Below are 19,584 nucleotides of genomic sequence, written 5' to 3'. Positions count from 1 at the left end.
TGACATGACCGACCGGCCCACTGTGCTCATACACCGTCGTGCGGGCCGGGACCTCTCCCCCGCCGACGGACTCACCGCGCTGCTGACCGCGTACCACCTGCGTACCGAGGCCGAGAAGGGCGTCGCCGTGGACGGTGCGGACGCGCTGCCCGCGCGCTACCGCGCGGAAATCCTGGCACCGCAGAGCGCCTTCGCGGACGACGTCGTGGTGATCGCCAGGAGTGAGGGTGCCCCAGTTGGCTGTCTGGTGGTGACCGCCCCGGTCGACGGGCGGACGGAGATCAAGCGGCTGTGGGTGGATCCCGCGATGCGGGGCGCCGGGGTCGCGTCCGCGCTGGTCGGGTGCGCGCTGGATCACGCCGCGCAGATCGGCGCGAGTCCGGTGACGCTCTCCGTGTGGAGCTGGCGTACGGAAGCGATCGCGCTCTACGAGCGGCTCGGCTTCACCGCGGTCGAACCATGGGACGCGCGGGACGGAATGGTCTGCATGGAGCACGCCTGAATCCGGCGATCCACCGTGTCGCCGGAGCCGGACGGGCACCGCGCCGGCCGGGCCCCGAAGGGTCCGGCCGACGCAGGGATACAGCGTGTCCTACGCCGTGCGCCCGGAGTATGCCGTGCGCACGGAGCGGACGGTCTAGCGGTCGAAGTAGTCCGGCTGCGTCTGCGGGTTGAGCTCGGACATCCGCACCTTCGCCGCCGGGTCGGTCCGACGGTCGTCGAGCTTCAGCACGTCGAAGCCCTTGGCGATGTCGTTGCTGTAGATGTGGCCGTTGTAGTAGTACGCGGACCACGGACCGGCGGTGGTGACCCGGTCAAGGGTGACCGGACCGCGCTCGAAGAAGGCGATCTCCTTGGGCGCCGCGGAGTTGGTGAAGTCGAACACCGAGATGCCGCCCTGGTACCACGCCTGGACCATCAGGTCGCGGCCCTTGACGGGGATGATCGAACCGTTGTGGGCGACGCAGACCTCGGCGTCGGCCTGGTGGCGGTCGATCTTGAAGTAGCTGCGGAAGACCAGCTTGCGGTTGTCGCCGCGGCCCACGATGTCGTAGATGCCGTCGGCGCCGCGCTTCGGGCCGATCGCCTCGTTGCAGGTCGCCGCGCCGCCGCCGCCGAGCTCGTCGGTGAAGATGACCTTGTTGGCACCCTGGTTGAAGGTCGCCGAGTGCCAGAACGCGAAGTTCACGTTGTCCTGGACGCGGTCGATGATCCTCGGGTTCTCCGGGTCCTCGATGGAGAAGAGCAGACCGTCACCCATGCAGGCTCCGGCGGCCAGGTCCTTCGAGGGCAGCACGGTGATGTCGTGGCAGCCGGTCGTCTTGGAGACGCCCGGGTTGGTCGGCGCGCCCGGGTTCCCACCGTCCGCGAAGAGCACCGGGAAGTTCACGATCCGGGCTTCCTCGGGGGCGTTGCGCGGCACCTTGATGACGGAGATTCCGTCATGCGGCGGCTGGCAGTCGGGGAACGCCTCGTTCGGCGAGTACGAGGAGACGTACACGTACACGCTGGAACGCTTGGGGACCAGGGTGTGGGTGTGCGATCCGCACGCGGTCTCGACAGCGGCGACGTACTTCGGGTTGCTCTTGTCGCTGATGTCGAAGATCTTCATGCCCTCCCAGGAGGACTTCTCCGTGGCGGGCTGGGAGACGCTCGCACACGAGTTGTCGCTGCGCGAGGAGTCGGTGGACAGGAAGAGCAGGTCGCCGGAGACCGTGATGTCGTTCTGCGATCCGGGGCAGAGCACCTGCGAGACGGTCTTCGGGGCCGACGGCCTGCTGATGTCGTAGATCACGAAGCCGTCGTAGTTGCCGGAGAAGGCGTACTTCCCCTGGAACGCCAGGTCCGAGTTGGTGCCCTTGAGGGCGTCCTTCGGGACGTTGGCGAGGTGCTTGATGTTCGGGCTGTGGACGATCTCGTCCACGCCGGGTATCTCGCCGCTCTGTATCGCGGCCGTGGCTTCGGCCTCCTGGCCGGCGGAGATGCCCTTACGGGTGGTGGGGGCATCACCGGGATCGGGCGTCGCGACGGCGGTTCCGGCGGTCAGCAGAGTGGCGAAGAGCCCGGCCGCGGCTGCTGCCACACCCAGACGTCTGCGCCGCACGCGGGTGGTGTGCAACGAGGTCACTGTGTCCTCCCTAGTATCCGTTCACAGTTGAACGGGTTCACGGACCCCGGCAGTATCGTCCCTTCCATGTGCACATCAACAGATGGCAACACAGACGTAATAAAAGTTTTTGATCACTGCTCTGTGGAAGCGTGTTAGGACGGTGTGCAACAAACCCATGTGGCACAGGAGGTCGCCGTGTTGATCCGCCGTCAGACCAGACGCATGCGCGGAGCCGCTCTCGCGACAGCGGTCGCCGCTGCCGTTCTCACCCTCGGCGCCTGCGACTCGGAGAGCGGGGAGAAGGACGCCAACGCCAAGGCGGACAAGGGCCCTTCGGTGGTGGCGCCCGGAAAACCGGGCGAACCGGCCCGCCGTCTCTCCGCCGACGAGGCCCGTAAGGAGGCCGGGGTACCCGCCCCCAACTCCGCGGACTTCCGCTATGCGCAGATGATGATCGAGCACCATGCGCAGGCTCTGGTGATGACCGATCTCGTCGCCGACCGTGCGGGCTCCTCCTCGGTCGAACGGTTCGCGGATCGGATCGCATCAGGTCAGAAGCCCGAAATCGCCGCGATGGAAGGTTGGCTGAAAAACAACGGTGGGGACAAGCGCAAGCAGACCCACGACCACGCCACGATGCCGGGAATGGCGACGGAGGCTCAGCTGAAGGAGCTGCGCGCCGCGCGCGGCAAGACCTTCGACGAGCTCTTCCTGAAGCTGATGGTCACCCACCACCAGGGAGCGATCACCATGGCGACGGAGGCTCTCTCCGAGGGCAACGACATCCTGGTCGAGGAGATGGCCACGGATGTCGTCGCCCAGCAGACGGTGGAGATCGACCGGATGCGCTCACTGGTGAAGTGACGGGTGCGGCGGCCTGAGAAGCCCGGTCGCGCCCCTCCCCCGATCCGCGCGGCGGTGCGATGCTGGAAGCAGCCCGCGGGAAGAGGTGCGCCGTGCTCCGTGTCGCCGTCATCGGTTCCGGTCCCAGTGGGGTCTACGCCGCCCAGGCCCTGACGCAGCAGTCCCTGGTCCCGGACGTGCGGGTGCACGTCCTGGACCGGCTGCCGACGCCGTACGGGCTGGTGCGCTACGGCGTCGCGCCCGACCACGAGAAGATCAAGTCTCTCCAGAACAACCTCCGGGCCGTCCTGGAGGACGAGCGGATCACCTTCGTCGGCCATGTCGAGGTGGGCGGCGACAGCGGGCTGTCGCCCGACCGGCTCAAGGAGCTGTACCACGCGGTCGTCTACTGCGTGGGGGCCGCGACCGACCGCGGTCTCTCGGTTCCCGGCGAGGAACTGCCCGGCAGTTTCTCGGCCACGCAGTTCGTCTCCTGGTACAGCGCGCACCCCGACGCGGTCGCCGACGGTTTCGCGCTCCGGGCCCGCTCCGCGGTGGTGATCGGCGTGGGGAACGTGGCTGTCGACGTGGCGCGGATCCTCGCGCGCGGCTCGGACGAGCTGAGATCCACCGACGTGCCGCCCGCCGCCCTGAGCGCGCTCGCGGGCAGCCTGGTGCGCGATGTGCACATCGCGGGCAGGCGCGGCCCGTCGCAGGCCCGGTTCACCACAAAAGAGCTGCGGGAGCTCGGCGCGCTCCCGCAGGCACGGATGCTCGTGGACGCCGCGGAGCTCGCCCGCGACCCGGCGTACACGGCCCCGGCGGGCGGGCCGGACACTCCGCCGCTGCCTGCTGTGGTGCGGCGCAATCTCGAAGTCCTGCGCGGCTGGGCGGCGGACCCGCCGACCGCTCCGACGGACCGGCTCCGCCGCATCCACCTGCGGTTCTTCCTGCGGCCTGTGGAGTTGCTGGAACGCGCGGGGCGGGTGGCGGGGGTGCGGTTCGCGCACACGGCTCCGGACGGCCAAGGGGGTGTACGGGACACCGGTGCGTACGAGGACATCGAGGCCCAGCTCGTCCTGCGGGCCGTCGGATACCGGGGTCTGCCGCTGCCCGGCCTGCCGTTCGACACCGCGCGCGGAACCGTGCCCCATCTGGCGGGGCGGGTGCTCAGGGACGGCAGGCCGTCGCCCGGGGAGTACGTCGCGGGGTGGATCAAGCGCGGGCCGACCGGGGTGATCGGCTCGAACCGTTCGTGCGCCAAGGAGACCGTCGCCTCGCTGCTGGAGGACGCACCCCTTCTGCAGCACCGGCCCGTGGCGGCCGATCCGCTGAGCACCCTGCGGAGCTGGGGGTTCCGGCCCGTCGAATGGGACGGCTGGCTGGCGATCGAGCGTGCCGAGGCCGACCTCGGGCGGTCGCTCGGCCGCGGTCAGGTGAAGATCCCGGACTGGGCCGGACTGCTCGACGCGGCGCGGGGCGGGGCGGACTGACGGCCACCGGGGGCCGGGCTCAGCCCGGCAGGTCTTCGCCGAGGCGTTCCGCCTGCCGGTCCGCAGCCGCGAGCACGGCGGCGAGCAGGCCGGGGAAGAGCGCGTCCAGGTCGTCCGTCCGCAAGCCGCTCACCTTGGCCGTGCCCCGGTAGGTCTGGTGGATGACCCCGCTCTCGCGCAGCACCCTGAAGTGGTGCGTGGTGGTGGACTTGGACACCGGAAGATCGAAGATGGAGCAGGCCAGCAGGTCGTCCGTACCAGCCAGTTGACGGACGATGCGCAGCCGCACCGGGTCGGCGAGGGCGTGCAGTACGCCTTCGAGGCGGATCTCCTCGCCTGTGGGGTGGGCAAGTGCGCGGGAGCCGGACACCGTTGCGGGGTCCGCGGCGGTGGCGCTTACGGGGGTCACGATGGCTCCACTTCGTCCAGGGAACTCCATTGTACGAGAGTCGTCGTAGTTCTGGGGCGCGCCGGCCGGGACCGTTGCGCCGGGTGCGAACCTCTCCCTACGGGTCACTCCCGTGTAGCCACCACGAGCCGGGCGCGGGGGCTGCCGTCCGGGCGGGTGCCCAGCTCGGTCAGCGGCACCAGCCGCACGGTGAATCCGGCCCGGCCCAGATCGTCGATGACATCGGGGAGCGGGAAGGTCCGGTAGTACATGACGAAGGTCGGCCGCCACAGCGCGTTGCGCACCCGCATGGCCAGGTCGAAGCCCAGGAGCGACCAGTAGACCTTCGAGCCCACAGCGGGCGGCGCTCCCACCGGAAAGACGAACCGGCCGCCGGGCCGCAGCGAGGCGTGCACCTGCGCGAAGAGAACCGGCCGCTCCGCCGGCAGGAAGTGGCCGAACGCCCCGAGGCTGAGGGCCACATCGAAGGCGGGCGCGAACGGCAGGGCCAGCGCGTCGGCCCGCACCCAGTCCACCGCGGGGCCCGCTTCGGACGCGCCCACTTCGGCCAGGGAGGACCGGGCGACAGCCAGCATGCCCGCGCTGAAATCGACACCGGTGACCCGCTCGTCGCACACCTGCCTCAGGACGCCCACGCCCGCCCCGGTGCCGCAGCAGACATCGAGTCCCGCGCCGAACGGCCCGAGCGGCCGGAGCGCACGCGTGACGGCGTCGAGCACCCGGTCCGGGGTCCGGTAGGGGGTCAGGTCGAACTTCGGGGCGAGCAGGTCGTATCCGCGCTCGATGGAGGAGAGCGCCTGGACGGCGAGTTCGCGGAGAGTGGGGCCCTCTGGAGTGAACATCGCGGGTCAGCGTACCCACAGAGGGCCCCGGAGCGACGCGGGACGACGCGGGGCGCGGGGTCAGACCGCCCAGCGGTACTGAAGGGTCAGACCGCCCAGCCGTACTGCTCGGGAACACGCACCGTTCCGCTGCCCAGTTCGCGCGCGGCATTGCGGGCGAAGTACGGGTCGCGCAGCAGTTCCCTGCCGAGCAGCACGGCGTCCGCCCGGTCATCCGCGAGGATCTTCTCGGCCTGGACGGGGTCGGTGATCAGACCGACCGCGGCCACGGGGAGGCCCACCTCGGTACGGACCCGCTCGGCGAACGGCACCTGGTAGCCGGGGCCGACGGGGATGCTCGCCCGGGGTGCGAGGCCGCCGGTCGAGACGTCGAGCAGGTCGACTCCGTGCGCCCGCAGCTCGTGCGCGAAGCGGACCGTGTCGTCGGCCGTCCAGCCCTCCCGCTCGTCGTCGGCGTTCTCGGTGAGCCAGTCGGTGGCGGAGATGCGGAAGAACAGCGGGAGTTCCTCTGGCCACACCGCGCGCACCGCGTCGACGACCTCCAGGGCGAAGCGGGTGCGGTTCTCGAAGGAGCCGCCGTAGGCGTCGGTGCGGTGATTGCTGTGCGGGGAGAGGAACTCACCGATCAGATAGCCGTGCGCACCGTGGACCTCCGCGACCTGGAAGCCGGCGGCCAGTGCCCGGCGGGCGGCGTCCGCGAACTGCGCGACGACCTCACCGATCTCGTCCACGGTCAGCTCGCGGGGAGCCGGGCGGTCTTCGTCGTACGGCGTGGGGCTGGGGGCGACGGGGAGCCAGCCCTCGCTGTCCGGTGCGCCCGCGTCGATCGGGCCGCCGCCGCGCCAGGGGCGTTCGGTCGATCCCTTCCGTCCGGCGTGCGCCAGCTGAATTCCCGGAACCGTTCCCTGGCTGGTGAGGAAGTCGACGATGCGGCGGAGCGCCTCCACCTGCGTGTCGTTCCAGAGGCCCAGGTCCGCGGGGCTGATCCGGCCCTCAGGGCTGACCGCGGTGGCCTCCACCAGGATGAGGCCGGTGCCGCCGGCAGCACGCGCCGCGTAGTGCGAGAAGTGCCAGTCGTTGGCGACGCCCGCGTTCGGCCCGAAGACCTCGGCACTGTACTGGCACATGGGCGCCATCCAGATGCGGTTGGGAATGGTCAGCGATCGCAGGACGTAGGGCTCGAAAAGGGCGCTCACGACGGACTCCGTTTCACCTGATGCGACGGACACGACGGACGCGGCGGATCAGCGCCGCGCCTTGTACGAGGAACACCGTACTACGACGATCGTCGAATTACGACACCTCTCGTACAAGCGAGGCCGCTCCCTCCGGGCGCCGCCCGCTCAGCCTTCCGCCGGCAGGCGGTAGCGCAGCGTGATGCCGGTGTCGGCTCCGTACGCCTGGGTCCAGCTGCGCCCCGCGCCGGACTTCCAGGTCACATGGGCAAAGGACCCGTCGTTCCTGACGCTCTCCACCGTCATGTGCCGGTCCCCGTCGCGTACGTCCCCGCGGCGCAGCTCGTGCGCCTTGACGGTGACGGGCTCCGCCGACGACGCCCTCTCCGCCTCATCGGCGGCCCGGACGAGCGCGGCGGCCAGTCCCCTGGCCGCCACCGGCGTACACGTCCAGGAGAGCCCCGCCGACCGTGCGGCGAGCTGGATGCCCACCTGGAGCGCACCCGGGGTCACCTCGACGGGCACCCGGCACCCCTGGGCGTCCTCGATCTCGATACTCATGGCAGTCGCCTCCTCGTCCCGGTCACGACCTTAGCCGTGACCTGCGGGAACCCTGGCGGGGCGGCTCAGCCCGGGTACACGTCCAGGCGACCGCACATCCCGAACCTCCCGAGAGCGGAGGGCCGCGCCGCATGGACGGTGGCGTCGGCGAGGTAGCCGCCGTCGGCGCGCGCGAGGGCGTCGAGCTGGGTACGGGTCGCCTCCGACGCGGCAGCCGCACCCCGCTGCCAGCGCTCGCGCCAGTCGCCGGCCCGGGACCGGACCAGCGCCGCCGCGGCCCGGTGGAACGCGGCCAGTGGCTCGGGGTCGCCCGCATCCGTGGCGGCGCGCAGGGCGAGGAAGCCCTCCACGGCGAGGTCACGGCGGGCGCGGGCCGCCTTCTCCAGTTCCGCCTCGGTCCCGTCGGCCGGGAGCGCCGTGGCCTCGCGGTAGACGGCGGGGTCGGCCAGGAACCGGGGCGGCAGGGTGAGCACGGCGTCACCGGCCTCCGGCAGCCCGCTGTTCTGCATCAGGACGACGATGCGCAGGCCGTCCTCGTTGACCAGACGGTGGATCGTCCCCGGCGTGAACCACACGAGGCCGCCGGGGGAAAGCGGAGTCTGCCGGAATCCCGTCGCGGTGAGCGTCTGCACGGAGCCGCTGCCGCCGACGACGACATAGCCCTCGGAGCAGCTCAGATGGAGGTGCGGGGTCCCGCCGCGCAGTCCGTCCGCGGTGGGCCAGTCGTAGACCCGGAGGTGGGAGACGGCCACGGCACCCGGCAGACCTTCGAAAGTCACCACAGGAGCTCCTCGGTGTCGACGCCCGGCTCGGTAAGCGCTTTCTGAGGGCGCACGCTAGGCCGCTCTCCGGACGGTGGTCAAGAGCGCCTGCCCTCGCCCGGAGGGCGCGGCAGCTCTCCCGAACCCCGCCATCGCCGCTCCGAGCTGCGCGAACGGCTTCTCTACGCGCCACTGTCAGTGGCCGGGTGCAGACTGGCCCGTATCCGACTCAACGGCGTTTCGGGAGGTCTCTGTCATGACCGACGTGCTGCTCACCGTAGGCACCCGCAAAGGACTCTTCATCGGCCGCAGGCGCGGTGGTACGTGGGAGTTCGAGGGCCCGCAGTTCAACGCCCAGGCGGTCTACTCGATCGCCATCGACACCCGCCGTGACACTCCCCGGCTGCTCGTCGGCGGCGACAGCGCGCACTGGGGACCCTCGGTCTTCCACTCCGACGATCTCGGTGCGACCTGGATCGAGCCGAAGCAACCGGCGGTGAAGTTCCCGCAGTTCACCGAAGCGTCGCTGGAACGGGTGTGGCAGCTCCATCCGGCCGGCCCCGAGGCGCCGGACGTGGTGTACGCGGGCACCGAGCCGGCGGCCCTGTTCCGCTCCGAGGACGGGGGCGAGTCCTTCGAGCTGGTCCGTCCGCTGTGGGAGCACCCGACCCGCTCGAAGTGGGTGCCCGGCGGGGGCGGCGAGGGCCTGCACACCATCCTGACCGACCCGAGGGACGCCAGGGCGGTCACCGTGGCGGTCTCCACGGCGGGGGTGTTCCGGACCAAGGACGGCGGCGCGAGCTGGGCTCCGTCGAACAAGGGGGTGTCGGCCGTCTTCCTGCCGGACCCGGATCCGGAGTTCGGCCAGTGCGTCCACAAGGTGACACGGGACGCGGCCGATCCCGACCGGCTCTATCTCCAGAACCACTGGGGGGTGTTCCGCAGTGACGACTCCGGGGACTCCTGGACGGACATCGGCGCGGGGCTGCCCTCCGACTTCGGGTTCGCCGCCGCCGCGCACCCGCACCGCGGGGAGACGGCCTACATCTTCCCGATCAACGCGGACTCCGACCGCGTCCCGGCCGAGCGCCGCTGCAGGGTGTTCCGTACGAGCGACGCGGGCCGGACCTGGGAGCCGCTGTCCTCGGGCCTTCCGCAGGGCGCGCACTACGGCACGGTCCTGCGCGACGCGCTCTGCACGGACGACGCCGACCCGGCGGGTGTCTACTTCGGCAATCGCAACGGCGAGGTGTTCGCGAGCGCCGACGACGGCGACACCTGGCAGCAGCTCCTGTCGCACCTGCCGGACGTGCTGTGCGTCCGGGCGGCGATGATCGGCTGACCGGCCCGCGGCGCCCGTCGGCCTGCATGGCGGATGACGGCGCCCTCACAGGTCAGTTGATCAGCCTGGTCGTATCACCAGTAGAGTGCGGCCCGTGGCACCACGACCGTTGAAAGAAATCGTCGAGCCGGGGTGGGCGCAAGCCCTTGAGCCCGTGGCCGAACGCGTCGCCGCGATGGGCGACTTCCTGCGTACCGAGATCGCCGCGGGGCGCACCTACCTGCCCGCGGGACCCAACGTCCTGCGAGCGTTCCAGCAGCCGTTCGACGAGGTGCGGGTTCTGATCGTCGGTCAGGACCCTTATCCCACTCCCGGACACGCGATCGGCCTGAGTTTCGCCGTGGCACCGGAGGTGAGTCCCGTGCCGGGCAGCCTGGAGAACATCTTCCGGGAGCTGCACGCGGACCTGGGACTCCCCAGACCGTCGAACGGCGATCTGACACCGTGGACGCGCCAGGGGGTGCTGCTGCTCAACAGGGCGCTGACGACAGCGCCCCGGCGGCCTGCGGCCCATCGCGGCAAGGGCTGGGAGGAGGTCACCGAGCAGGCCATCCGCGCGTTGGTGGCCCGGGGCACTCCGCTGGTGTCGGTCCTGTGGGGGCGTGACGCGCGCAATCTGCGCCCGCTGCTGGGCGATTGTCCGGCGATCGAGTCCGCGCACCCCTCCCCCATGTCGGCGGACAAGGGCTTCTTCGGCTCACGTCCGTTCAGCCGGACCAACGAGCTGCTGGAGCGCCAGGGAGCGCAGCCGGTCGACTGGCGGCTTCCGTGACGACTGCCGCGGGCCGGTTCGTCGTCGGCGTGGACTCCGGCGGATCGGGGTTGCGGGTGGCGCTCGGGGTGGTCGACGGGGAGGAGCCCGTGTCGACGGCGGTCTGTTCCGAACCGGTGCGGACGGGGTCGGGCGGCATCGACGCCGGCCATCTGCTGGCGCAGCTCCTGCCTGCCGTCCAGCACTTGCTCGCCAGTGCCACGGAGAGCCACGAGGACGGCGCGGACTCCCCTGCCGAGATCGCCGCGTTCGCGATCGGGGCCGCCGGGATGGCGACGCTCGGTGAGCGGTTGCGCGCGGAGCTGCCCGGCGCGCTCGCGGCCGAACTGGGCGTACGGCGCATCGCGCTGGCCGCCGACGCGGTGACCGCGTACGCGGGCGCGCTCGGCCAGCGGCCCGGCGCGGTGGTGGCGGGCGGCACGGGCATGATCGCGCTCGGCACGGATCTTGCCGACTGGCGCAGGGCCGACGGCTGGGGTCATCTTCTGGGTGACTGCGGCGGCGGGGCCTGGATCGGGCGGGCCGGGCTCGAAGCGGCGATGCGCGCCCACGACGGGCGGCGTGGTGGGTCACCGGCGCTGCTCGCGCGGCTGGTGGCGGTCTTCGGTCCGGCAACGGACCTGCCGGGCCTGCTCTATCCGCGTACGGACCGGCCGGCGCTGCTCGCCTCCTTCGCCCCCGAGGTCGCGGCGTGCGCCGGGGACGATCCGGTCGCGGCGGGCATCCTGCGGGAGGCCGCGGCCCATATCGCGGAGACGGCCGCCGCGGTGTGCCCTGCGGCCGGTCCGGAGGGTGCGGAGCGACGCGAAGTGGCCCTGACCGGTGGCCTGTTCCGGATGGGCGACCCCCTCCTCGTACCCCTGCGCGAAGAGCTGGCGCGGCAGGTGCCGCAGGCGGTGCCGGTGGCCGCCGCGGGCGATCCGCTCGACGGCTCCCTCCGCATCGCACGGGCACTGGCCGGCTCCGCTCTTCGGCTGCCGCTCCACCCGACACTGTTGTTCGTTCCCGGCCATGCGGCGGGTATCGCGCCGGAGGCGGCGTCCGGGCCCGGACGGAAGCACGGACCAGTTGCCGATTAGGGATACGAGCAGCCATTCGGGAAGACATTCCGACCGACAGAACAGGGCAGTTGACTGCTATGTGACTCAACGGACATTAGCGGACAGATAACGCCTGACTGGGCCCTCCCCGAACAGAGGAGCACCCAAAACCAGTAGCATGCGGCGCCATGAGCACCCCCACTGGGCCCGCTTCCGGCCTGCCTGTACGAATGCCGCGACCTCGCCAGTCCGGACGGCACCGCCGCCCGGAGCCCGTGGTCGCACCCGAGGGCGCTGCCGCGCTCGTTCTCGCCGTTCCCGGTACCCCTTCCTCGGCCACGCGCAGCCTGGCCGAAGAGGTGATCAGCATCGCTCGTTCCGAGCTTCCCGGCCTGAATGCCCGGATCGGTTATCTCGACGGCGACGACGCCGAGTACCCCACTCTCGCCTCCGTGCTCGCCCACGCCGCGGCCGAGCGCGTCGCGCGCTACGAGCAGGGCATCGCGGCGGGCCGTGAGGTCGTCGCACCCGAAGGTCCGTCCGCCGTCGTGGTGCCGCTTCTCGCGGGACCCGACAACGCCCTCGTCCGGCGCATACGGCAGGCAGTGATGGACAGCGGCACCCAGGTCGAGCTGACCGATGTGCTGGGCCCGCACCCGCTTCTCGCCGAGGCGCTGCACGTGCGCCTCTCGGAGGCCGGGCTGGCGCGCGCCGACCGCGCCAGGCTGTTCACCGTGGCGACCGCGGCGGACGGCATCGTGCTGGCCACCGTGGGCGGCGACGAGGCCGTGCAGGCCGCCGGGATCACCGGCATGCTGCTGGCCGCGCGGCTCGCCGTGCCGGTGATGGCCGCCGCCCTCGACGTGGAGGGTTCGGTCGCCTCGATCGCCGAGCAGCTGCAGAACTCCGGTTCGGGTCAGCTGGCGCTCGCGCCGTATCTGGTGGGCCCGGAGATCGACCCGAGTCTGCTGGAGGCCGCCGCGAAGGAGGCCGGCTGCGCGACGGCCGAGCCGCTCGGCGCCTACCCGGCCATCGGCAAGCTGGTGCTGTCGCTGTACGCGACGGCGCTCGGCATCACCCCCGCGACGCCGCAGGGCGCCCAGGCGCACTGAACCGCCGCTGACACACCGCACGCCGGCCGGTGCGGTACGGAGCCGGGATTCCGGGTCCGTACCGCACCGGCCGTTTCCTTGCGCCCGGCCGTCGCGCGGGCCGCCGCCTTCTCGAACGTCAGGCGAAGGTCACGCAGGAGGGCGCGGGGATGTCCAGGGAGCCCGCGTGGCGGGGGATGCCCGTCGCGGCGTCCACGGCGAACCAGCTGACGTTTCCGGAGCGCTCGTTGGCGGCGTACAGCCACTGCCCCGTGGGGTCGAGGGCCAGGTCACGCGGCCAGTGCCCCGCGCAGCTGACGGACGCGGCCAGGGCCACCTTCTCGCCGGTCACGTCCAGGGTGAGGACCGAGATGCTGTCGTGCCCCCGGTTCGCGACCCACAGGAAGCGTCCGTCGTGCGAGACGACCACCTCTGACGGGTACGTACGCACCTCTGCGTCGCCGGTCACGCTGTCGGGCAGCACGGCGGTCACGGCGACAGGTTCCAGGACGCCGGTGACCGCGTCCCAGGCGCACACCGTGAGGGTCGGTTCGAGTTCGCCGACGACGTAGGCGACCTGGCCCGCCGGGTGGAAGGCCAGGTGGCGCGGTCCGGTACCCGGGTTCAGCGCCGTCTCGCCGTGCAGCCGCAGCTCCCCCGTGGCCGGGTCGACGGCACAGACGCGCACGGAGTCGGTGCCGAGGTCCACGCTCAGCAGCCACTGCCCCGAAGGGTCGGCCAGCACCTCGTGGGCGTGCGGGGCGGCCTGGCGGGAGGCGTCCGGGCCGCTGCCTTCATGCTGGAGAACCGATTCAGCGGCCCCGAGCGAGCCGTCGGCCCGTACGGGGAGCACGGTGACGCTGCCGGAGCCGTAGTTCGCCGTGACCACGTGGCCCGCGGCGAGCGTCAGATGAGTGGGGGCTTCCCCGCGCACGGACTGCGGGGTACCCAGGAGGCGCGGCACGTCACCCGAGACGTCGAAGGCGGCAGCCGCGCCCTGCGAGCTCTCACTGACCGCGTAGAGGGCCGTTCCGCCCGGCCCGGGGCCGAGGCCGGTCACCAGGTACGAGGGGTCGGGGAGGGCGTCGGTGGAGCCGAGCGCGGTCAGCGCGCCGGTCTCCCGGTCCACGGCGGCGGCGGTGATTCCCAGCCCGCCCGCCGAGGTGAACGACCCAATGAATGCCCGCCCGGCGCTGTTCCCGCTCATCGCGCTACCCCTCTTCACCGTCTGTCGCGATCTTTGGGCCGACGCTAGCAGGCAGCACGCCTTGGTCCAGACCAATTCAGATCATCGGTGAGCCCATCAGGAAGTGACCACGGGCGAGCCGTGCGAGGACCCGAGCGGCCTGGCCGGCTCCGCCAGCGCCTTCTCCAGGCCGTGCGGCCTCGGGGCAGCTCACAGGCGGTGAGGGCGTCCACCGCGGCTTCGACGCGCCAGCAGGCGGCCACCAGGCGGGCATTGCGCTTGTTGCAATACACGGAAAAAAACACCCTGCGGAGTCGCACGGGTATCTATTGACTAATGGCGGTCGTGGCGGGGCCGGTGTCGGCGGCAGCCCGTACTGCAGCGGAAATGCATTCCGCTACAAATGGCAAAAGGTTATGCGCGCCGCTGGCATAACTACGGGCTACACCATGCACAGCCTGCGCACTTCTTCGCTTCCAATTTCCTCGCCATGGGAATTCCGATCACGGATGCTGCGGAGTGGATGGGCCACAAGCCCAGCGAGGTGACGTATCGCATCCACCGCCACCTCATGCCGTCTTCCATAGGCAGGGCCGCGAGGCTGCTCGGCATGGGGATCTGATTTACGCCTCGCCACGCGCGACGGCTCAGGCGTCGGCCGGAATTTGACTGGACCTCCGCAGAGGCACGGCGAGTTCGAGCAGGGCCCGCTCCAGCGCATGGAGGTGGGCGAACACGGGTTCGGCGCCCGTCGGCTCCGTAGCCGTCGCGTTGTCGAATCGGAGGTCCCGCCCGACGGTCGGCGCATCAGTAAGGGCCTCGACGGCGGCCTCCACCCGCCAGCAGGCTGCGGCGAGCCGGATGTCGTGCGAGGCCTCCGGGTCAGCAGCGACGGAGGCCAGGCCGCGTACCTCGCGTGCGCAGTCATCCAGCAGCGCGAGCACATGCCGCGCCCGTCGCTTGCGGTCCTTCATCGGATTGAGCGGATGGACCAGCGGCGCAAGCGACAAGCGCACCCGGCCAAGGATCGCCTCCAGTTCGACAACGCGCCGGTGTGGGTCGGCGTCCTCGCTCCCAGCAAGCCGGGCGGCGGCCTCCGCTGTACATGTGTGCACGCACCGCAGCGCCCGCTCCACCCACGCCTCGGTCACCGAGTGCGTGGTTACCGGCAGGACGAACAGCACCATTAGTACGGCACCAAGCGCCCCGACCGCCGTCTCAGCCACCCGCAGCATGAGCAGACCCACGTCGAGCACACCGAGCAGCCCGTACAGCATGCTCGCCATCACGGTCACCGCGAGCATCATCCAGGTGTAGGAGACAGCGGCGGTATAGAAGATCCCGAACACGCTCACCGCCACGACCACGGCGGCCACGACCGGCTCATGGTGCAGCGGCACAGCCACGGCGAAGCCCACCCCGATCCCGAGCACCGTCCCCAGGAATCGTCTGAACCCGCGCACGACGGTCTCGCCTCGCGAGGTCGTGGCCACAAACACCCACCAGGTGGCGCCGACCGCCCAGTACCAGCGCTGATCGGAGAGCACCTGCCCCACAGCGAGCGCGAACCCCGACCCCAACGTCGCTTGTGCGGCCTGCCGCGTCGTGATCCGCCCTAGCCCCGCTGCCCCGATCGGGAGGGCAACTGGAACGGGCGCCGCGAGCCGACGCTCGTAGCACCACACCCCGAACCGCACCGCCGACGATGCGATGAGCGACAGCAGCACGGCCGCGTAGAGCTCGGGCAGCTGGCCGGGCACCGTGTGCAGGAACTGGGCAGAGAAATACGCCATAAAACCGAACACGCCGAGCGAGTGCCCGCGGGGCCCCCACCGCCGGGCGTACACCCCCGCCCCCACGACGGCAAGGAATGCCAGGTCGCGCGCGACGGGCACATCATGCAGCACGGCGGCGAGCGTGAGCACCGGCAAACCGACGACGGGGAGAAGCGCGGTCGTGGTGGCCTGCCCACGCACTGTCGGGTCGGTCACCGTGAACAGTGCGAGCAGCGCGGCCAGGCCACCAGTGATGACCGCCTCCAGCGAGTGCCCGGCCGCCCCGCACAGCGCGACGGCGAGCCCAATGCCGAGCACAGCCCGGGACGCGAACCGCAACCGGATTCGCCCCGGATCGTGAGCACCGAACGCCCTCTTCAGCAAGTTGCCCCGCCCTTTCGCACATAGACCACGCAGACATGAGAAAGGCGCCACAGAGATCCCCGGGGGGGACCCGCAGCGCCGTTGACATACCCATTTCAGCATCTAGAGGGCTGATGGTTCAACTGAGGCCCAATTCTTTGGGCCAATGGTCCAAGTCGCTTCACCTCGCTCGGCCGCAGCAGAGCCAACGGACCAGCCTCACGCAACACCGGCGTACGAACGGCAGCTACCGACTCAGAACCTCCGCCTGATCACTGCAGCCTCTGCTGCCGAACCCAGGCCGTCACCTCGGAAACCTTGAACTGGATCTTGGCGTTGCGGCCACGCCCATTCCGCAGGAATTGCCACCCTCGATCATCGCGTCACAGTGTCCACGGCCTCTCTGCCACCGGCAGATGAAGGATCCGACCGACATACGTTTTGGCGTGGCTCAGAGACGGATGTGCCGCACCTATTGCGGAGTGCTCCCGCGTTCGCCGGGTCCGTGTCCACGCGGCGTGCGCGATCATCGCCACCTCGGGAGGCAGATCGCTGCTCGAAGCGAAGGGCCACGGACTCGTGCTGGTTCGTTCACCCTGGCGTAATTCTTCAGCCCTGTGCGTCATGTCATTGCCGGTGGCGGCCCCCGACTCTCTGTCAGGCTGCCTGAGCACCGTTGATGCACCAGACAGCCAGGGAGCGCGAGCATCGATGCAGGAACGAACGGAGAAGCAGGGGGCCACGTCCGAGGAGCCGCGTGGTCGGCAGGCCCCGGGACGGTACCGCTCACGCGCCGTGCCGTGCGCGCTGGTCACCGCCCTGCTTGCTGCGTCCGGCTGCTCGCTGCCGGACACCTATGTGCCGCCCCGCAAGAACGCCGCCGACGGGTTCACCTTCTACGTGAGTCCCGACGGCGACGACGACAACGACGGTCTCTCCCCGGAGCGGGCCTGGCGGACGCTGCGCAAGGCGGACGCGGTGACCTACAGACCGGGTGACCGTCTCCGGCTACGAGCGGGTGCCCGCTACCGCGGCTCCCTCTCGCTCGACGAGGACGAGGCGGGCAGAGCGACGAAGCCGGTGGTGGTCGACTCGTAGGGCGGCGGCCGTGCGACGATCGAGACAGCCGGAACGCCAGGCATCTCCGTCTACAACACGGCAGGAGTGGAGATCCGGGACCTCGAACTGGTGGGAGACGACCGCTCGTTCACCAGGAGCACCGGGGTCCGGTTCTTCAGTGATCTCGCGGACGACCGGAAACTGTCGCACGTGGTCCTCTCCCGCCTCGACATCTCGCGCTTCCGCGACGGTGTCACACTCGTCGGCGCCAACCGAGGAACCGGCTTTCGCGACGTGCGCATCAGCGACACCGTCGTCCACGGCAACAAGGACGCAGGCATCTCCTCCGTGGGGCCCGCGTTCGACGCGGACGACCCCCTGTACGCCCACGAGAAAGTCTCGCTGGCCCGAGTGCAGGCGTACGAGAACGACGGCGATCCGAAGTCGGCCGACCGGAACACCGGCAGCGGCATCATGCTGGGCAGCGTCCGCGACGCCGAGGTCCGGCGCTCGTCGTCGCATCACAACGGCCGGAAGTCGTCGAGCCGGGCGGAGGAAGGGCCAGAGGGGATCTGGGCCTACGACTCCACCCGCGTGGTCATCGAGCACAACGTCTCGTACGCCAACCGGTCGGGCTCTCATGTGGACGGTGGCGGCTTCGGCCTCGACAACAACGTCTCCTCGTCGGTCCTCCAGTACAACTTGGCCTTCGGCAACGACGGACCGGGCTATCTCCTCTACACCCGCGACCGGAACGGCGCGCACCGGGACAACGTCGTGCGCTTCAACCTGAGCCACGACGACTCCCGGAAGCACCGTCAGTACGGCGGGATCGTCGCGTACGGCGGCCTCGTCAGAGACCTGGACATCTACCACAACACCGTGGTGATGAAGGCATCGAGCCGCACATCGGAGGACGCGCCCGCCCTGCGCCTGGAGGCGGGACTGACGAGCGCCAGGATCCGGAACAACATCTTCGTGACGGACGGCGCACCGCTCGTGCTCTCGACCAAGGCCTTCGCGTCGGACGACGTGATCCTGCAGGGCAACGACTACTTCAGCACGGACGCCTGGAAGGTGCGGTGGGGCGCCCAGAGCCATCTGACGCTCGACTCCTGGCGTTCCGCCAACGGTCAGGAGCAGGACGAATCCGGCCCCACGGGCTCGGCGGCCGACCCGTGCCTGGAGAGCACGACGGCCCCCGTCAGAAGTGCGAAGGGGGCCGCTCTGATGGTGCCTGGCTGCACGGACGAACTGACCGCGGCGGCGCTGAATCTCCAGGAGCTGGGTATCGCCCCCGGAGCCGTCGACTACTTCGGTGAGCGCCTCGCCCCGACAGCCGCCGCCGGTGCGGCTCAGCCCAGTTCGGAGGAGTAGGCCACGGCCACGGGGGCGGTCGCCTGCTGGTTGGGCAGGGCAGGCGGCGCCGGCCTTCCGAGCGCGCGGACGGTCCACCCCGCAGAGCGCCAGAGCGCGGCGTCCAGTGCGTTGCGGGCGTCGAGAATCCGCGGTTCGCAAGCGGCGGCAGCGAGCACCGCGGGGTCGATCCGGCGGAATTCGGCCCACTCCGTGAGGTGCAGGACGAGTTCGGCGCCCTCGCACGCCTTCGCCACGTCGTGGACATACTCGATCTGCGGCAGTACGGACCGGGCGTTCTCGATGCCCTGCGGGTCGTACAGACTGACGGCCGCGCCCTCGCGGTGGACCGCGGCGGCCACGGCGAGTGCGGGTGAGTCCCTTACGTCGTCGCTGTCCGGCTTGAAGGTGGCGCCGAGTACGGCGATACGGCGGCCCGCGAAGTCCCCGCCGACCATGTTCCGCGCGATGCCGACCGTGCGGTGCCGCTGACGCCCGTTGATCTCGTCGACCTCGCGCAGGAACGCCACGGAGTCGCTTACACCGAGTTCCCCGGCGCGCGCCATGAACGCCCGGATGTCCTTGGGCAGACAACCGCCGCCGAATCCGAGGCCCGCGGAGAGGAAGGCGCGTCCGATCCGAGGGTCGTGGCCGAGGGCCTCCGACAGGGTGGACACGTCCGCGCCGGCCGCGTCGCACACTTCAGCCATCGCGTTGATGAACGAGATCTTGGTGGCAAGGAAGGAGTTCGCCGCCACCTTGACCAGCTCTGCGGTCGCCGGGTCCGTGCTGATGTAGGGAACACCCGCCTGCAGCATGGGCGCGTACACCTCCCGCAGGACAGCGTCGGCACGGGGTGACGAGACGCCTGCCACGATCCGTTCGGGCCGCAGCGTGTCCTCGATGGCACGGCCCTCGCGGAGGAACTCGGGGTTCCAGGCGACCTCGGCGCCCGCGCCCTCGGGAGCGAGCGCTTCGAGGCGCATATCGAGCCGGGACGTCGTGCCGACGGGCACCGTCGACTTGCCCACGATGAGGCACGGCCGTCGCAGGTGAGGCACCAGCTCATCGACGACGGCATCGACGTACCGCAAATCTGCAGCGTGGGAGCCCTCCTTCTGCGGGGTGCCGACGCAGATGAAGTGGACGTCCCCGAACTCGGCGGCCTCGCGCAGCGAGGTGGTGAACCGGAGGCGGCCGGAGCCGAGACCCTGGGCGAGGGTCTCCTGGAGCCCCGGTTCGTAGAAGGGGGTCCTGCCCTCGGCGAGCATCGCGACCCGGTGGGCATCCACGTCGACGCCGAGCACCTCGTGTCCGATGTCCGCCATGCACGCGGCATGCACCGCACCCAGGTAGCCCGTTCCAATCACGGTGAGCCGCATCTTGTTCTTCTCCTGATCCGAGGT

The 19,584-nt window shown here is 70.6% G+C and carries 19 protein-coding genes and 1 pseudogene; 10 read left to right on the top strand and 10 right to left on the bottom strand.

Annotation, left to right across the window (positions count from 1 at the left end; all coding sequences use genetic code 11):
- The first annotated feature begins 4 nt into the window (after positions 1–4).
- Positions 5–502: a GNAT family N-acetyltransferase gene (locus tag ACWGO0_RS28360; protein ID WP_453541001.1), complete on the top strand. Its 498-nt coding sequence runs from the start codon at positions 5–7 to the stop codon at positions 500–502.
- Positions 503–637: 135 nt separating this feature from the next.
- On the opposite strand, the gene ACWGO0_RS28355 is transcribed toward ACWGO0_RS28360, so the two are convergent.
- Entirely contained in the window at positions 638–2,128 is a 1,491-nt protein-coding gene (locus tag ACWGO0_RS28355; protein WP_453540998.1) for an LVIVD repeat-containing protein, read from the bottom strand.
- A gap of 159 nt (positions 2,129–2,287) precedes the next feature.
- Between ACWGO0_RS28355 and ACWGO0_RS28350 the strand changes: the two genes are divergently transcribed.
- Positions 2,288–2,974: a DUF305 domain-containing protein gene (locus tag ACWGO0_RS28350; RefSeq protein ID WP_453540995.1), complete on the top strand. Its 687-nt coding sequence runs from the start codon at positions 2,288–2,290 to the stop codon at positions 2,972–2,974.
- A gap of 92 nt (positions 2,975–3,066) precedes the next feature.
- Positions 3,067–4,446, top strand: coding sequence for an FAD-dependent oxidoreductase (locus ACWGO0_RS28345; RefSeq protein ID WP_453540992.1), 1,380 nt, complete (start codon positions 3,067–3,069; stop codon positions 4,444–4,446).
- A 19-nt stretch (positions 4,447–4,465) separates the two neighbouring features.
- On the opposite strand, the gene ACWGO0_RS28340 is transcribed toward ACWGO0_RS28345, so the two are convergent.
- From ACWGO0_RS28340 to ACWGO0_RS28320, 5 genes are all read right to left on the bottom strand, one after another.
- A complete protein-coding gene (locus ACWGO0_RS28340; RefSeq protein WP_453540989.1) occupies positions 4,466–4,855 on the bottom strand; it encodes an ArsR/SmtB family transcription factor in 390 nt (129 codons plus the stop codon).
- A 104-nt stretch (positions 4,856–4,959) separates the two neighbouring features.
- Entirely contained in the window at positions 4,960–5,697 is a 738-nt protein-coding gene (locus tag ACWGO0_RS28335; RefSeq protein ID WP_453540986.1) for a class I SAM-dependent methyltransferase, read from the bottom strand.
- Positions 5,698–5,783: 86 nt separating this feature from the next.
- Positions 5,784–6,893: an NADH:flavin oxidoreductase/NADH oxidase gene (locus ACWGO0_RS28330; RefSeq protein ID WP_453540983.1), complete on the bottom strand. Its 1,110-nt coding sequence runs from the start codon at positions 6,891–6,893 to the stop codon at positions 5,784–5,786.
- Between the two features lie 147 nt (positions 6,894–7,040).
- Positions 7,041–7,433 carry a hypothetical protein gene (locus ACWGO0_RS28325; protein WP_453540980.1) on the bottom strand — a complete coding sequence of 131 codons (393 nt, stop codon included), beginning with the start codon at positions 7,431–7,433 and terminating at the stop codon, positions 7,041–7,043.
- A 65-nt stretch (positions 7,434–7,498) separates the two neighbouring features.
- Positions 7,499–8,215, bottom strand: a complete 717-nt coding sequence (locus ACWGO0_RS28320; RefSeq protein WP_453540977.1) for a cupin domain-containing protein — start codon at positions 8,213–8,215, stop codon at positions 7,499–7,501.
- Positions 8,216–8,450: 235 nt separating this feature from the next.
- On the opposite strand from ACWGO0_RS28320, the gene ACWGO0_RS28315 reads away from it, so the two are divergent.
- The 4 genes from ACWGO0_RS28315 to ACWGO0_RS28300 all read left to right on the top strand — a co-directional run bounded on the left by ACWGO0_RS28315 (position 8,451) and on the right by ACWGO0_RS28300 (position 12,460).
- Positions 8,451–9,536, top strand: coding sequence for a WD40/YVTN/BNR-like repeat-containing protein (locus ACWGO0_RS28315; protein ID WP_453540974.1), 1,086 nt, complete (start codon positions 8,451–8,453; stop codon positions 9,534–9,536).
- Between the two features lie 94 nt (positions 9,537–9,630).
- Positions 9,631–10,308, top strand: a complete 678-nt coding sequence (locus ACWGO0_RS28310; protein WP_453540971.1) for a uracil-DNA glycosylase — start codon at positions 9,631–9,633, stop codon at positions 10,306–10,308.
- Positions 10,305–11,387 carry an N-acetylglucosamine kinase gene (locus ACWGO0_RS28305; protein ID WP_453540968.1) on the top strand — a complete coding sequence of 361 codons (1,083 nt, stop codon included), beginning with the start codon at positions 10,305–10,307 and terminating at the stop codon, positions 11,385–11,387. The genes ACWGO0_RS28310 and ACWGO0_RS28305 overlap by 4 nt, the downstream gene beginning before the upstream one ends.
- A gap of 149 nt (positions 11,388–11,536) precedes the next feature.
- Positions 11,537–12,460: a sirohydrochlorin chelatase gene (locus ACWGO0_RS28300; RefSeq protein ID WP_453540965.1), complete on the top strand. Its 924-nt coding sequence runs from the start codon at positions 11,537–11,539 to the stop codon at positions 12,458–12,460.
- 118 nt (positions 12,461–12,578) lie between these two features.
- On the opposite strand, the gene ACWGO0_RS28295 is transcribed toward ACWGO0_RS28300, so the two are convergent.
- Complete coding sequence (locus tag ACWGO0_RS28295) at positions 12,579–13,646, bottom strand: lactonase family protein (RefSeq protein WP_453540962.1); 1,068 nt, start codon at positions 13,644–13,646, stop codon at positions 12,579–12,581.
- A 96-nt stretch (positions 13,647–13,742) separates the two neighbouring features.
- Positions 13,743–13,900 (bottom strand): annotated as a pseudogene (locus tag ACWGO0_RS28290) (FUSC family protein); the annotation flags it as partial.
- Between the two features lie 215 nt (positions 13,901–14,115).
- Between ACWGO0_RS28290 and ACWGO0_RS28285 the strand changes: the two are divergent.
- Positions 14,116–14,247, top strand: a complete 132-nt coding sequence (locus ACWGO0_RS28285; protein WP_453540959.1) for a hypothetical protein — start codon at positions 14,116–14,118, stop codon at positions 14,245–14,247.
- Between the two features lie 25 nt (positions 14,248–14,272).
- Here ACWGO0_RS28285 and ACWGO0_RS28280 read toward each other — a convergent pair whose 3' ends face one another.
- Positions 14,273–15,784: an FUSC family protein gene (locus ACWGO0_RS28280; protein WP_453540956.1), complete on the bottom strand. Its 1,512-nt coding sequence runs from the start codon at positions 15,782–15,784 to the stop codon at positions 14,273–14,275.
- 690 nt (positions 15,785–16,474) lie between these two features.
- On the opposite strand from ACWGO0_RS28280, the gene ACWGO0_RS28275 reads away from it, so the two are divergent.
- Both ACWGO0_RS28275 and ACWGO0_RS28270 read left to right on the top strand, forming a co-directional pair.
- Complete coding sequence (locus ACWGO0_RS28275) at positions 16,475–16,861, top strand: hypothetical protein (protein WP_453540953.1); 387 nt, start codon at positions 16,475–16,477, stop codon at positions 16,859–16,861.
- A 66-nt stretch (positions 16,862–16,927) separates the two neighbouring features.
- Positions 16,928–18,199, top strand: coding sequence for a right-handed parallel beta-helix repeat-containing protein (locus ACWGO0_RS28270; RefSeq protein WP_453540950.1), 1,272 nt, complete (start codon positions 16,928–16,930; stop codon positions 18,197–18,199).
- Here ACWGO0_RS28270 and ACWGO0_RS28265 read toward each other — a convergent pair.
- Positions 18,178–19,560: a UDP-glucose dehydrogenase family protein gene (locus ACWGO0_RS28265; RefSeq protein ID WP_453540947.1), complete on the bottom strand. Its 1,383-nt coding sequence runs from the start codon at positions 19,558–19,560 to the stop codon at positions 18,178–18,180. The two genes, ACWGO0_RS28270 and ACWGO0_RS28265, sit on opposite strands and share 22 nt — an antisense overlap.
- Between the last annotated feature and the right edge of the window lie 24 nt (positions 19,561–19,584).

It is taken from the genome of Streptomyces sp. NPDC055749 (assembly GCF_053617235.1).
The sequence above is the reverse complement of the archived record's forward strand: the minus strand, read 5'-3'. Positions and strand labels throughout refer to the sequence as shown.

Excerpts from the sequence above, each read along its gene's own strand:
- ACWGO0_RS28360 (WP_453541001.1), top strand. The coding sequence starts at position 5 with ATGACCGACCGGCCCACTGTGCTCATACACCGTCGTGCGGGCCGGGAC.
- ACWGO0_RS28335 (WP_453540986.1), bottom strand. The coding sequence starts at position 5,697 with ATGTTCACTCCAGAGGGCCCCACTCTCCGCGAACTCGCCGTCCAGGCG.
- ACWGO0_RS28325 (WP_453540980.1), bottom strand. The coding sequence starts at position 7,433 with ATGAGTATCGAGATCGAGGACGCCCAGGGGTGCCGGGTGCCCGTCGAG.
- ACWGO0_RS28315 (WP_453540974.1), top strand. The coding sequence starts at position 8,451 with ATGACCGACGTGCTGCTCACCGTAGGCACCCGCAAAGGACTCTTCATC.
- ACWGO0_RS28300 (WP_453540965.1), top strand. The coding sequence starts at position 11,537 with ATGAGCACCCCCACTGGGCCCGCTTCCGGCCTGCCTGTACGAATGCCG.
- ACWGO0_RS28295 (WP_453540962.1), bottom strand. The coding sequence starts at position 13,646 with ATGAGCGGGAACAGCGCCGGGCGGGCATTCATTGGGTCGTTCACCTCG.
- ACWGO0_RS28285 (WP_453540959.1), top strand. The coding sequence starts at position 14,116 with ATGGGAATTCCGATCACGGATGCTGCGGAGTGGATGGGCCACAAGCCC.
- ACWGO0_RS28275 (WP_453540953.1), top strand. The coding sequence starts at position 16,475 with ATGCAGGAACGAACGGAGAAGCAGGGGGCCACGTCCGAGGAGCCGCGT.
- ACWGO0_RS28265 (WP_453540947.1), bottom strand. The coding sequence starts at position 19,560 with ATGCGGCTCACCGTGATTGGAACGGGCTACCTGGGTGCGGTGCATGCC.